Consider the following 13350-nt stretch of genomic DNA (forward strand, 5'->3'; position numbering starts at 1 on the left):
TCTAAGGAATTATGATGTATGATTCTAAGAGTACAAGTTGCATCCAAGACGCTAGCCTCAAAGGCGAGCTTTGAACTAGCATACTTGGAACAACTTTTACTCTAATAATCAAAACCATCAAATTCCTAATGAAACATTTCATATTATGACCCTTGTGGTTACAAAAGCATAATCCTTATTTCTAGTTTAGAGATATTTTATAGTATGGCTTTAGCTTATAATTAGTTTGTTTTATAGAGAAACAAGAATAAAAACAAGTATATATTATAATAATGGACTTAAATAATTAACTGGAATACTTAGAGAAATAAGAGCTTTAGGTATTCCCTTTTTTTATTTTTATGAATGTACTAAGCAATAGGGCGCAAGAATTTTAATAAGGCTTTGTAAAATTTAGAGAGATATTTAAAACAAGCTCAAAAACATTTAGTTAATATTCTTATATGGTAAAGAATATATATTCTCCACCATATTTATTCTTCAGAATACTAGAATATATATTCTGATATTCTAATATTCTGAAGAATATGCTGGAATAATGCGGATTTGAAGGTTGTTGGCTTTAAAAAAATCGATTTTTATATGATTTAAGATAGGAAAATACGCCTTAAATATTAGTAGAGAAAAATTTTAATCGAGTAATAAAATTAGGGAGCGCATTTTTAAATGATTAGGCATGAAATAAAAATTGAATTAAAAAGAGAAAAGACTTTTGTAAAAAAAGATGGACCTGTAATATTTATTATATCGTTGGAGTGGTAGCAATCGTTATTTTTCCAATGAATGTAGGTAGAGTCCTATGGCTGCATTACATTTTATGGGCATAGGGCTTAAGATAGTGGAAACAGTTTGTGAATTTAATTAGCATTGATATTATGAAAAAGTAAATTATTGTATCAACCCATTAAGATATTCGTAGTTATTTGGAGATATTGTCCGTAGTTAGTGGGCTCATCTATTTTTATTTTCAAAAATGACTTTGCATGAATTGAGAGTACAAAAAAGAAACCGCCATTTCTGGCGGAAGAGTATCTATTGATTCTGGTTTCTACATTTAGTTGGGAGTTTACATTACCATAGCAGGATGCTATCAAGGAAACCAGATTAGAGTTTTATTTTACTATATTAAAAGTTCCTTCTTTTCTAGGTGATGCTTTAGGTTCTTCTTTACTGTTATAGCCCAAAACAGCAGTACCAAACACTGCATAATCTTCAGGAACACCTAGTTCTGTAAGTACGCTTTTAACTTTAGGATCTTCTACAGTAATAGCTAATATATGAATCCAGCAAGATCCAATATTAAGTGAATGAGCAGCTAAAAGCATGTTTTGAAGTGCAGCAGCACAATCAGATTCCTTTGTAGGTAAAGTTTTATCATAAGCCGTAATGACTATTGTAGGCGCATTATAAAATGGATTGAAATTAGGATTTTCACCCATTTTTCTATATTGTTCTATAGACGACTTTAACATAGCCTCTTTTATTGCAGAAATTAGCTTTTCAATCTTTTCTTTATTTTGAACTGCTGTGAAATGCCAGCCTTGTTTGCTCATAGCTGTTGGAGCAAATTGGGCAGCCTCTAAAACAGTATTTAAGTCTGCATCAGAAATTTGATCTTCTTTATAAGTTCTTATACTTCTTCTTGTTAAGATATTTTGTATTACTTCATTCATAGTTTTTCTCCTTTCAATTTAAAAGACATTTTAATTTACGTATTTACTAGATGATAATAAAATATGTAAGATTTTTGCTTAATAAAAGACATCATTACCTTTGACTAATACATAAATTGAATTTATAATTAACCTATCAAAATTTAAATGTAATTTATAGAGTAATATAATAATATCAATATGTATATCATATGTCTAATTAATATTTTTCATTAAATCAATAACTAAAAGTTATAGGTTGTTATTAATGTTTTATAACTTAAAATATTATAAATTAAGGAGTGCATTTATGAACTGGCAGCAATTAGAATATTTTAAAACAGTAGCAGAAACACAGAATTTTACATCGGCAGCTAATTTACTTTCTGTAACACAGCCAGCCTTGAGTAAAGCTATTTCAAAATTAGAAGAAGAGTTGAATGTACCATTATTTGAAAAAAACGGTCGCAATATAAAATTAACTCGTTTTGGCAGTATGTTTTTAATACATGCTAACGCTGCAATAAATGAGATTAGTAAAGGAATTCAGGAATTACAGGATATAATTAATCCTATGGCAGGTACAGTTTCCATATCTTCACTTTACACTATTGGAACACATTTTATTCCTTCGATTATAAGTGAGTTTTTGAAGGAGAGTCCAAATACAAAATTTGAATTTGGGATTCAATCAACTTTTAATATTTTAAAAGGCCTTAAGGATGGTAAGTTTGATTTTGGCTTTTATGATGAATTTGAAGATATTAAAAGGTATGAAGAAATAGAGTCAGTTCCTATAAAAAATGAAGAGCTTGTTCTCATAGTCCCTAAAAATCATCATCTTGCTGATAAAACAGAAGTATTTCTAAAAGGTCTAAAAGAAGAATCGTTTGTGTTTTTTTCAGAAGGAATCAAAGGAAAAATGTGTTCTATTTTCGAAAGCATTGGTTTTGTTCCAAAAACATCTATAGAATATAATGAAAGCAGTATGGTGGTAACAGGTTTTGTTAGTGCAGGTCTTGGTATTTCTATAGTTCCTAACACCCCAAATTTAATAACAGAAGAAGTATCAGTATTAAAAATAAAAGAACCCAACTGCTATAGAACTGTGCATATGGGATGGTTGAAGAATGGATATATGACTCCTTCAGCCAAAATATTTAAAGATTTTGTTATTGAGGCCTCCTCAAAAATCGATATTTAATAAGATTTGCATTAAAGTATAGTTTTTGAGTAATTGTTTATGCAGATTGATGAAAAAATCCACCGTATTGGTATGCACAAGATAATGACAAAAGAATAATTAATGATTTAGTTGAACCTAGTGGTTTGCAATTCTATGCTGAAATGCAACAAGAAGAATGGGATGAATGGTTTAAACTATTTAAGACGAAGGCTTCAGCAACATTAGGTTTTGAAGTAGGGGAACCAGGAGATGGATTTGAGTTTTATAATCTATAGATATTAAATTACATTTATCAAATATCTGTTGTTACTATAATTTACTAAGTACTGTTATTTTATTAGTAAAATAACAAGGGAAACAGATAAATTAAGTAGAAATATATTAACAGGGTTGAGCTAACTAATCTGATTTCTAATAAGAAAGGAATTAAAATAAAAAAATGATAGGACTTTTTTTATACCTAATATTCATGATAATCCCAGTAGTTGCTGTTGTTATTATTAAAAAGAAGAATAGAGGATACTGGTCAGATAAGGCCATTGATCAAATAGGTGGAATGTTTAACCTGGCTTTAATAAGTGTATATATTGTATTATCAATAGTAAGTCTCTTTTTATGTGTATTATCGGCAATGTCCGAGCTGCCAAACTCTCACACATTTAATGCACGAGATTATATCTTACTTATAATGCCAGTACTTTCTGTAGTAAGTATTTCTCTTTCTTCAATATTAAGAATTAAGGGTAAAAGCATAATATCATTTTTGATTCAATTTTTAGCTCTTATAATTTTTATATTAAATCTAGTAATTACTTAAACTATATATGTATAGAAGTTATATATCAAGTTGATAAGTTGTATAGAAGTGGTCGTATATATTATCTTAAATAAACTTGAGGTGTTTTTAATTCAGAATACTGAACGTTAAAGTTTAATGAATGTTAGGTTATTTTATTTATTACAAAGAAAACTTTACATTATTTATATAACAGGGATTATTTTAGTATTGAGTAGGCAAGTTGCAGCATAAAAAAATGAAGGAGAATTTCTTATGGAAATACACAATGATAATTTGAATATTCATTACTCATCACCAGATTATATATGGGATAAATTAGCTGAATTATATTCTGAAATGCCAGGATGGAGTGGTTTTATTGATGGAATTCCTCATTGGTATGCACAAGATAATGGTAAAAGAATAATTACTGCTTCAGTTGAACCTAGTGGGCTGCAATTCTATGCTGAAATGCAACAAGAAGAATGGGATAAATGGCTTGAACTATTTAAGATGAATGGTTCAGCAACATTAGGTTTTGAAATAGGGGAACCAGAAGATGGATTTGGGTTTCATAGCTATAGTTAATCAGTTTTGAAAAAGAGTGCAACGAAGGAAGTATTGGAGATATTAATGATAGTGATTGGACAGTAAATGCAGGTGCTTTTACGATGTTGAGTCCAATAGAAAAAGTATAAAATACGGGATAAATAGTATTAAAGAGATTATAGTACAAGATAAATGAATCCAAAACCCAAATATGATGAGTTAAAATTTTTAGTCCTTGACTTTCTGGAAAGAATTGTTGAGGACTTTATTTATTTGGAGTCCAATACTTTGACTATACTTTATAAAAGCATGGTCAAACTTAAAAAAGAAAAACATTCTTAGTATAAAATTTATAACAAGTTACATATTTAGTATATTGTAATTTATAGTGGAATGTGGTATATTGACATCATAAGTTACATAAATATATTAATGTAACTTGTAATGCTTGATCAGGACTTTAACAGAGTTTGCGTAATCAATTACGATTAACCATAACTCTATTGGACATAGTTTGGGTGATTGGACATGATTTTTTGTTTAAAATGAAGCAACCATTAAAAGGTTTATATCTAAGATAAATAAAAAATATGATATGACAATGGATAAATTAAGTGAGGCTAATATGAAAGCTCCTTCAAGGAATAGCTAATAATAGTGATTCAAGATAATAACTATACAAAATAATTATATGGATGATATTGATTATAACAAATAAGGAGGTAATTGAAATTGAAAAGTGTCATTTATTATTTTACAGGAACAGGAAACAACTTACAGGTAGCTAAAAAAATAGCTGAGGCATTGCCTGATTGTAAGTTGATATCCATGGGTAAAGGGAAACATGACAGCAATGAAGTGTACGATTATATAGGTTTTGTGTATCCCACATATGCCTTGAATTTGCCACGAAAAGTAACACAATTTATAAGTGAAATGTCGTTTGAAAAAAGTAAAAATGCATATTTTTTTGCTGTGACTGGATGCGGCAATATAAGTGGTGTTGCATTAACTGTCCCTGCTAAAATTTTAGCAAAAAAAGGTGTGACACTTAATTTTGCAGAGAAAATTATTATGGTTGAAAATTATGTCGCGATGTATAAAATGAACGAGAGAAATCCAGAGAAATATCAAATTGCTACTGATAATATACCTGAATTAGTACAAAAGATAGTAGCTAAAACACAGCAGCCAGTGTGTAAGGTGAACGAGCCCCTTAATATATCGACTGCTATTGGTCAAAAATTAATATATGCTAGAAAAGACAAAGGTTTTAATGTTTCCGATGCTTGCACAGGCTGTAGAACATGTGAGGCAGTTTGTCCTGTTTCCAACATAGTAATGAAAAACAAAAAGCCGAGTTTTAAGCATAATTGCGAACAATGTATGGCGTGCGTTCAATGGTGCCCAAAGCAGGCTATTAACTATAAGAATAAGACACAAAGCAGGGGACGTTATACTAATCCTAGTATTAGTTTGAAAGAATTAATAGACGGCAATAAATAGAAAAGTAAAAATTAAATTTGGAGCCTCTTGCTGGTTTGCACTGTCAATCATGGCTTTGACCATTTTGGCTGGATCACCAATAGAAACAATTGATTCATCTTCAAGGATACGCCTTTTAATATAAATAATAAGAAACTTTATTTAGGAGCATTTGTAGGAAAAGCAGGCTGATGGAATAGGTAAAGCAATAGAATGGATTAAAAAAAATTATACTAGTGCCTTTGCCATGGAAAAGTTAGGAAAATCAAATAATATGAGTGTTTCAAGTCTTCATCATAAGTTCAAAGAAGTGACTACCATGGGACCATTACAATATCAGAAAGAGCTTCGTCTTCGTGAGGCAAGACGTTTTATGTTAAGAGAATCTTTGGATATAACGAGTGCAGCAATGGTAGTTGGTTATGAAAGCTCATCTCAATTTTCTAGAGAGAATATAAGCGGCTTTTTGGAAAGTCACCACTTAGAGATATAAGAGATTTGAGAAAAGATTCTGGAACTGATATATTAAAAAATGGTATATAAAGGAAAAAGTAAGAAATAATACGTCAAGATTAAATAATTAAAAAATTATGAATAAAAATAATACTGGCATGATTTTTCTTGTCAGTATTATTTTTTACTCATAATCTACTATTAAGTTCATAGAGCAAAATGATAAAAAATTCTGGGGAAACATGGTATATGTATTTAATATGTTATATGATACTAAGAGAAAGGCAAATTTCAGTTTGTATTGTTATATTATTTTAATGAAGAATGAAAGTATAAGTGTTACAATTGTAAATTTTAATTTGCTAATCTTAAGGGGGATTGGGTAAAAAAATGAGTAGAAAAAGTATAGAAAAATTAATTGTCAAGGGATTGATATTAGTTGGAGTTTTAGCAATGTTTCCAATGGGGGCAGATGCTGAATGGAAAAAAGATAATAACGGATGGTGGTATACAGAAGGAAGCTCATGGTCAAGTGGCTGGAAGTTTATTAATAATAACTGGTACTATTTTGATAGCAACGGATATATGAAAACAGGATGGATAAAAGATAAAAACGATTGGTATTATTTATATGATAGCGGAGAAATGGCTAAAAATACTAGTGTTGGCGGTTATGAAGTGAATGCTGATGGAGCATGGATTCAAATAAAAGAAAACAATTCATCAAGCAATATTGTAAATTCAACAGATGTTAACAATAACAACACTACTGAAAATATTGACCAAGCTGTAAGCAAAGCCATAAAAAGTAGAGGGACAAATTATCTAAGTGGAGAAGCGGCTACAGAAGGGCACATAGTTTTAGATGTTGAAGAAAAAGATAATATCGTGAAAGTTTACACTATTTCAAGTTTTGGTTATTTTGGCTTTGAAAATGGGATTTTCACAGAAATCAGTGGAAGTGGAGCTATTCCTACGGTAATGACATTCTCTAAAAATTCAAATGGTGGTTATTCATTAATCGAATATAAAGAACCTGAAGATGGAGAAGAATGTGAAAATTCTATAAAACAGATGTTTCCAGAGAAGTTATGGGACAAGGTTTTAAAAGGTCAGGAAAGCTATTCGCAGCTTGCAGAATCAAAAGAGAATGAGGCTAAAGAATACCTAAAACAAATTGGTAGAACTGCTGAGGTGAGCTCAAAATATGTTGAAAAGAAACGTCCTAATATTAATGTTGCAGCAGAAAATAAACTATTTGTATACTTGGGGAAACATGACTCATTTCTAAATGACTGTCCTTATTGGATAGGAACAAAAGAGCGTGTGGAAAATGGCGTAAGACTAATTTATGAAACATCTCAAAGTAAAAGCACTGATGGATATGATTTAATCACTTTTAAAGAAACGAAATCAGATGGAACAGTTGTTGAAGAACGTAGCTATAAAATAGTAGGAGATGAACCAGAGCTTCAATAGAAATTGTAGAATTCTCTAGTAAATAATAAGCTTGTAACACTATATAATAATTTTTAAAGCAGAAATTAAAAGTGGATTTTACAGAAATATTCTATAACTTACTCGTTATAGTAAATTAATGGTCTTAATATAGAGTTGGGGGTATTATATGAGTAAAACATTACTCTTTAACAAAGTTATTTATTCAATATTTTTTATATGTACAATAATTACATGTATTATTGTTTATAGCAACATAGATAATGGTATGGCTTCAAAATTTGTGATTGGCTATGCTGTGTTTGCTCTATTTATGTTATTGTATGTGCCTATAATTACTTTATTTAATGCAAGAAAACTGAAATGGGATCATCTTAGAAAAGTATTAATTAAATTTGTCATTATGTTTGCAACATTTTTTGCACTTAATTGCGTTTTCGATTACATCTTTAAAAGTCCTAATGTGGACCTACTTAATGCTGCTTCTCATGCAGTGGGTTTATCTTTTGGTTTAGCTTTTGTAGATGTTACATTTTTAGAAAGAAGAAAAAAATAAGGATATGCACTTTTCTGTTTCGATTGCTAAACATACCCCTGATTGCATTAAAGATAATTGTCATGAGAAACTGCTAAAATATAATCCCTAATGTATTTATTGCATATATATTGCAAAAATAATTCTTCATCATAATTCTAAAAATATTGAAAGAATTTTAGCCGTAATTTTGAAATGTGCATTGTGAATTGCAACATATATATATAAATTTAATGAGCTATTATCGGACTCATTAATCTTTTGAAAAATGTTTATGGGAAAGTTGTTTGCTTCTCCGCGATGCTTCGGGAGAAACAAACATTTCCTGCAAGAATAAGGTGCTGCCTGTTTTAAACGTGGCTAGAAGTTTTACCGTACCTGGATGGTATAGTGATTTTCTTCTACTTTACAACAATCAGTTTAGTTTTTGCCCTATTTCCTCAGCTTGATTTAACATTTCTTGTTGACTAAGGATATCATCCTTACTGTGCAAGTTTCCTGCGATGATATTACCTGCATTCACCATTTGACTATAGCCGCCAAAAATTTGATTAAGATATTCTGTAACATTTTTAAACGCTTCAGCAGGTGCACCGCTACATGTAACAGTTATATACTTTTTCCCTGGTAAAAGTCTTGTGGTATGATTGGATTCCACAAAAAACGTAAATAGTCTATCTAGGAAATTTTTTGTATAACCGCTCACGTGCACCATATAGACTGGTGTTCCAACTATAATGCAATCAGCATCAGCTATCTTAGGTAAAAGTTCAGTCATCTTGTCTTTAATAGAACAATATTCTACCTTATTTGCTTGACATAAACCACAAGCCCTGCAGCCTTTATTATCAAGTTCTGCTAAATTATAAGTTTCAACTTCATGTCCATTTTTCTTAATGCCCGAACAAATGGCATCAACTATTTTTGAAGTATTTCCGTCCTTTCTTGCACTGCCTACAAAAGCTATAACTTTCATTTTTATTACCTCCTAATATCAATTCAAAATTAAAAGAGTATTCGAACCAGCATAACATTCCAAGATGATAGGCTAGTACCGGTTCAAAGACTAAATTAATTATAAATGTTACATAACAAGAATATTTGCCTTTTTCAATTATCTTTTTGCCTTATTCTCCAGATATTTATTTTTTCTCAGCCACATTAGAAAACTGAGGGTGTTAAACCGGCAGAATATTCTTCATTAATATAAGGAAAGTCTGCAAGCTCATAAGGCAGCAGGCATGGTAAATCAGTGATTGGAGTCTCTTTTTGGTGGATCAAAAATCATATCAATCACTATAAACTCAAAGCTATATTTTAGATTAATATATTTTGGGCGTTCGTCTATATAGTCTTCCTATATCTTTTCTAGGGGGAGCTCCATAAAAAGCGCTGTAATCTCGGCTAAATTGAGAATTACTAACATAACCTACCATTCCGCTGGCAGTGGTCGCATCCATGTGTTGGGACAGCATTAGATTCCTCGCTTCATGTAGACGCAGAGCTTTTTGATATTGTATAGGGGACATCAAAGTGACCGCTTTAAAATGATTATAGAAAGAGGATTCACTCATATGTGTCAGTTTGGCTAAGTCTGAAACTTTAACTGACTGAGGAAAATTTTTACGAAGCCAAGCTATTGCATCTGACACTTGATGTACTCCTGAGTCTGCAAATCCCATGGCCGCAACATGAACTCCAGCAGAACTGCGAAGTAGGCGAATTAGAATTTCGTCCATAATTAGTGGAGCAATGAATTCCACATCCCCTGGTTTTTGCAAGCACTCTAAAAGCCTTATCATTGCATCAATAATGTTTATATCTGCATTCATAACATGTCCAGCACGCCACTGTTTTATTTCAGGCAGACCATGAGAATATACTTTCGGAACAATCTCAGCAATCCGCTCGGGATTAAGATCTAGCCTTATAATAAGGAGAGGCTCGGATTTAGTTGCCTTCATAGTTTGCAGAGAAATTGGCAGGGTGATTGGATTCATTAACATTTGTGATTTATCAAGCTTGTATGTCTCGTGACCTATTGAGATAGACCTTGCTCCTTGGGCAACAATACTTAAAGAAGGTAAATAGAAAGTCTTTGGACAATCTATCTCTGTTCCTGAATAGCGAACGATAGACAGACCAGAGATTGGCAGATCTAAAACACCATCCTGTGGAGCAAAGGTATATAGCAGGTGTGCTAATCGAGTCATTTTTGTTTTGAGTAATCTTTCAATGCCATCCGATTCTGGAATTACATACTCACGATATACATTCATGATTTGAAAACGCTCCTTATTATATAAATTTCATTATCATATTTCTAATTTAGATTATAAATATTTAGTTATCTATTTAAATATAATAGCAGTTTATCATTGAAATTTATATAGAATATGTGAGATATCTTCGAAATGAAAAGTATCGAAGGAATTAGTCAGATTCATTTATACTGAAAGTATACGTGTCAGCTAAAACGTATGCTTTCAGTTTACATTTAGTAAAATATTGATTTGTGCTTAATTTAACGATTGGGAATGAGTTCTCTTACATTTATTTGAGGATTGTGATAGCGACCTCTCTTAACAGTAGTTTTTTTATATTGTATAGATTTTTGCGGGCACCATTGCATACAAGCAAGACATGATTCACATTGATGCTCCCATTTTGGTTTTCCATCGTGCATAACTATATTATTTGCGGGGCAGACCTGAGAACATAAACCGCATCCTATACATTTTTCATCAGTCCAGAAATTCTTTCCCATACCTTTTGGCCTAAAGGTAGCAGTGTATAGTAAGTTGTAAACAGAACTCATAATAGCATTAGACTTATATTTAATATGTTGCTTGCTTTTTATAGCAAGAGCTATTGTACTTATCTGTTTTTCTTCATCGTTGAAAAGTTTATTTTGCTCTTCTTCAGAAACGGTAGGAAACATCAGCTGATCACTGCCAGGCATAAATACACAAAAAGATGAAGCTAAATTAATGTCTTTTTTGCTTAGTATTTTTTTTATTTGATTAAGAGCAGCACCTACCATTCCTCCACAAGTTGCTATAGCAAAAACATAGGTATGTTTACCAATCGGCAAGGTTTCTATAAAATTTTTTACAATCACAGGTAGTCCAAAATTATATACTGGAAATACAAAACCTATTTTATCTGATTGAGTGTCTTTTGATGTTGGAATGCTTTTTTTAGAGATTTGTATTATCTTAGTATCAGTTAATTGTTCACTTAAATCCTTTGTTACTTTTAAACTATTTCCTGTAGCGGAAAAATAATAAATTGTTGTACTCATAGTTGTATCACTCCTTGATTTTCTTTAGTACGTTTATTATACTTAGATCATATATATAGCACAAGTACGCAGAATATACAGACTAAGTATATTTAAGCGTACTGACTTTTAAAACCAAAGGAGAATAAAATAAATGATAGACATAACATTTAAGGAGTATCAAGAACAAATAAAAGATGTAAGAATTGATAAAAGTTGTGGGACATATAAAACATTAGAGATTTTCCAAGGAAAATGGAATATTCGAGTGCTATTTGAGTTAATGAAATGTGATTCTATTCGTTTTGGTGATTTAAAAAAACAAATAGGAGAAATAACTAATACAATGCTCACATCTACACTTCGTGATCTAGAAAACAAGGGCTTAGTTGATAGAACCCAATTTAACGAAGTTCCACCACATGTTGAATACTCACTATCTCAGGCAGGAAAAGATTTATACCTTATTTTTGTTGAAATGATGCTATGGAATAATAAGCATCAGTAAGCATATATTTATAACAACGTTTAATTAAAGATTGTCAAATTGGGTACATATTATTGTAAACGGGAATGCATACCGTTAAAGTATGATCATTCCACCAATTTAGACAACTTATCGATGTTTTTATGCAATATTTTCATATTTATGAAAGCGAATATAATTCCTATTGTTACCCAGATAGAAATTTCAATGGCAGAGTATCTCAAGATATTCTGGGCAAGTTTTAAAATATAGCAACATGGAATAACTGTTAGCCATGCTGTTATTTCACCAGGGACATAATGACGGTAGGATAATGGTAATAATATAATATGAAATAAGATCAGATGAACGATATTTGCTACAAGTAAACCGTACCACAAACCATAAAATCCACTAATGTTGCCAATCATAGTAGCTATAATCCATAAAATCAATTCTTCATATACACCAATTGCACATCCAGCTGTACTTTTTGTACCTCCAAAGGGTGTTATAGGAAGGCGGACATATTGTTTTAATTTTTTTTTGCACCAGTGTTTTGCCATAATAATTTCTTCCATATCGTGAACAATAAATAATAATGGAAACAACCATACGAACCATCTTAATTCATTCATTTTTCATTCCCCTTTTGTTATTTATTCTACTCATTTACTTTAATGCTTCAAACATCAATATCTAAGTGTTTATGCACTTAAAATACAAAAATTATACAAAGTGTTGTTTATCTATATAAACTTCTTTAAAATAATGGTATGGAGGAACTGCATATGAATGAAAATGATTTGCGTGTTATAAAAACAAAAAGAAACATAGAAGAATCTTTTATTTATCTACTTGGGCAAAAAGACTTTTACAAAATAACAGTACAAGATATATTGGACAAGGCTTTGATTAATCGCTCTACATTTTACAAGCATTATACAGATAAATACAAACTAGCTGAAACTCTTTGCAATGAAATATTTGACTTGCTAAAAACTGGTGTAAAAGATCGATTTGACTGTGATAATGTAGAAGATGCAATTATGGTTATAAAACCTTTATATCAGATATTATCTGTTAAACGAGAAGAAATTTTAGCTCTTTTTACCATTCATAAAGATACGATTCATCTGTATGATGATATGTCTGATTTTCTAAAGAGAAGTTTTTATGACCAGTATGAAACAAAAAATAAAAAGTCACCTGAAATTTTAGATTATGTATCATATTTATATGTAGCACTTGTTATGACTGCAATTAAGTGGTGTCTGCAAAACGACGGGTATGAAGAATTGACTAGTCATACTCAGCTTGTTTTAAAACTAGCAGAAGTGTTTGATTATCCATGTAAATGAATAGTGTTATCTAGAAAAAACAGATAATTTATAAAAATAAATAAGTTAAATAAAAGAGGTAGCAACTAAATGTGAGTAGGGGCTACTTTTTTTAGTCACAAGCACTTCTAACTGTCTAGTTATATCATACCTATATTAAAATTT

General features: G+C 30.8%; 14 protein-coding genes. 9 read left to right on the forward strand and 5 right to left on the reverse strand.

Annotated features, from left to right (window positions below):
- Positions 1-1112 precede the first annotated feature (1112 nt).
- On the reverse strand, positions 1113-1673 hold the full coding sequence (locus L3B96_RS14465; RefSeq protein ID WP_238861544.1) for a nitroreductase: 561 nt from the start codon (positions 1671-1673) through the stop codon (positions 1113-1115).
- A gap of 289 nt (positions 1674-1962) precedes the next feature.
- Here L3B96_RS14465 and L3B96_RS14470 point away from each other — a divergent pair, with 289 nt between their 5' ends.
- The 7 genes from L3B96_RS14470 (at position 1963) to L3B96_RS14500 (ending at position 8117) form a co-directional block, all read left to right on the forward strand.
- A complete protein-coding gene (locus L3B96_RS14470) occupies positions 1963-2856 on the forward strand; it encodes a LysR family transcriptional regulator (protein WP_171786176.1) in 894 nt (297 codons plus the stop codon).
- Positions 2857-3277: 421 nt separating this feature from the next.
- Positions 3278-3655 carry a hypothetical protein gene (locus L3B96_RS14475; protein ID WP_077831562.1) on the forward strand — a complete coding sequence of 126 codons (378 nt, stop codon included), beginning with the start codon at positions 3278-3280 and terminating at the stop codon, positions 3653-3655.
- A 234-nt stretch (positions 3656-3889) separates the two neighbouring features.
- Entirely contained in the window at positions 3890-4204 is a 315-nt protein-coding gene (locus tag L3B96_RS14480; protein ID WP_238861546.1) for a hypothetical protein, read from the forward strand.
- 693 nt (positions 4205-4897) lie between these two features.
- Entirely contained in the window at positions 4898-5671 is a 774-nt protein-coding gene (locus tag L3B96_RS14485; RefSeq protein WP_238861548.1) for an EFR1 family ferrodoxin, read from the forward strand.
- A gap of 226 nt (positions 5672-5897) precedes the next feature.
- The gene (locus tag L3B96_RS14490; RefSeq protein WP_238861550.1) at positions 5898-6143 is read left to right on the forward strand and encodes an AraC family transcriptional regulator; all 246 of its coding nucleotides are present in this window, start codon (positions 5898-5900) and stop codon (positions 6141-6143) included.
- Between the two features lie 350 nt (positions 6144-6493).
- Positions 6494-7582 (forward strand): cell wall-binding protein, encoded by a 1089-nt coding sequence (locus tag L3B96_RS14495; protein ID WP_238861552.1) that lies wholly within the window; start codon positions 6494-6496, stop codon positions 7580-7582.
- A gap of 148 nt (positions 7583-7730) precedes the next feature.
- Positions 7731-8117, forward strand: a complete 387-nt coding sequence (locus L3B96_RS14500; RefSeq protein ID WP_039771692.1) for a hypothetical protein — start codon at positions 7731-7733, stop codon at positions 8115-8117.
- A gap of 394 nt (positions 8118-8511) precedes the next feature.
- On the opposite strand, the gene L3B96_RS14505 is transcribed toward L3B96_RS14500, so the two are convergent.
- The 3 genes from L3B96_RS14505 to L3B96_RS14515 all read right to left on the reverse strand — a co-directional run bounded on the left by L3B96_RS14505 (position 8512) and on the right by L3B96_RS14515 (position 11400).
- A complete protein-coding gene (locus L3B96_RS14505; protein ID WP_238861554.1) occupies positions 8512-9072 on the reverse strand; it encodes a flavodoxin family protein in 561 nt (186 codons plus the stop codon).
- Between the two features lie 346 nt (positions 9073-9418).
- A complete protein-coding gene (locus tag L3B96_RS14510; RefSeq protein ID WP_238861555.1) occupies positions 9419-10375 on the reverse strand; it encodes an AraC family transcriptional regulator in 957 nt (318 codons plus the stop codon).
- A gap of 245 nt (positions 10376-10620) precedes the next feature.
- The gene (locus tag L3B96_RS14515; RefSeq protein WP_238861556.1) at positions 10621-11400 is read right to left on the reverse strand and encodes an EFR1 family ferrodoxin; all 780 of its coding nucleotides are present in this window, start codon (positions 11398-11400) and stop codon (positions 10621-10623) included.
- A gap of 133 nt (positions 11401-11533) precedes the next feature.
- On the opposite strand from L3B96_RS14515, the gene L3B96_RS14520 reads away from it, so the two are divergent.
- Entirely contained in the window at positions 11534-11887 is a 354-nt protein-coding gene (locus L3B96_RS14520; RefSeq protein ID WP_238861557.1) for a helix-turn-helix domain-containing protein, read from the forward strand.
- 86 nt (positions 11888-11973) lie between these two features.
- Here L3B96_RS14520 and L3B96_RS14525 read toward each other — a convergent pair whose 3' ends face one another.
- Positions 11974-12483, reverse strand: a complete 510-nt coding sequence (locus tag L3B96_RS14525; protein WP_238861559.1) for an HXXEE domain-containing protein — start codon at positions 12481-12483, stop codon at positions 11974-11976.
- Positions 12484-12621: 138 nt separating this feature from the next.
- On the opposite strand from L3B96_RS14525, the gene L3B96_RS14530 reads away from it, so the two are divergent.
- Positions 12622-13206 carry a TetR family transcriptional regulator gene (locus tag L3B96_RS14530; protein WP_238861561.1) on the forward strand — a complete coding sequence of 195 codons (585 nt, stop codon included), beginning with the start codon at positions 12622-12624 and terminating at the stop codon, positions 13204-13206.
- Positions 13207-13350: the final 144 nt, after the last annotated feature.

Origin of the sequence: Clostridium sp. YIM B02569, from assembly GCF_022320765.1 — a bacterium.
In the GTDB taxonomy this organism is placed as follows: Bacteria; Bacillota; Clostridia; order Clostridiales; family Clostridiaceae; genus Clostridium; species Clostridium beijerinckii.

Bases quoted from the DNA above. Each gene is read 5' to 3' on its own strand.
- L3B96_RS14465 (WP_238861544.1), bottom strand. From the start codon at position 1,673: ATGAATGAAGTAATACAAAATATCTTAACAAGAAGAAGTATAAGAACT.
- L3B96_RS14470 (WP_171786176.1), top strand. From the start codon at position 1,963: ATGAACTGGCAGCAATTAGAATATTTTAAAACAGTAGCAGAAACACAG.
- L3B96_RS14475 (WP_077831562.1), top strand. From the start codon at position 3,278: ATGATAGGACTTTTTTTATACCTAATATTCATGATAATCCCAGTAGTT.
- L3B96_RS14480 (WP_238861546.1), top strand. From the start codon at position 3,890: ATGGAAATACACAATGATAATTTGAATATTCATTACTCATCACCAGAT.
- L3B96_RS14490 (WP_238861550.1), top strand. From the start codon at position 5,898: ATGGAAAAGTTAGGAAAATCAAATAATATGAGTGTTTCAAGTCTTCAT.
- L3B96_RS14495 (WP_238861552.1), top strand. From the start codon at position 6,494: ATGAGTAGAAAAAGTATAGAAAAATTAATTGTCAAGGGATTGATATTA.
- L3B96_RS14500 (WP_039771692.1), top strand. From the start codon at position 7,731: ATGAGTAAAACATTACTCTTTAACAAAGTTATTTATTCAATATTTTTT.
- L3B96_RS14505 (WP_238861554.1), bottom strand. From the start codon at position 9,072: ATGAAAGTTATAGCTTTTGTAGGCAGTGCAAGAAAGGACGGAAATACT.
- L3B96_RS14510 (WP_238861555.1), bottom strand. From the start codon at position 10,375: ATGAATGTATATCGTGAGTATGTAATTCCAGAATCGGATGGCATTGAA.
- L3B96_RS14515 (WP_238861556.1), bottom strand. From the start codon at position 11,400: ATGAGTACAACAATTTATTATTTTTCCGCTACAGGAAATAGTTTAAAA.
- L3B96_RS14520 (WP_238861557.1), top strand. From the start codon at position 11,534: ATGATAGACATAACATTTAAGGAGTATCAAGAACAAATAAAAGATGTA.
- L3B96_RS14525 (WP_238861559.1), bottom strand. From the start codon at position 12,483: ATGAATGAATTAAGATGGTTCGTATGGTTGTTTCCATTATTATTTATT.
- L3B96_RS14530 (WP_238861561.1), top strand. From the start codon at position 12,622: ATGGAGGAACTGCATATGAATGAAAATGATTTGCGTGTTATAAAAACA.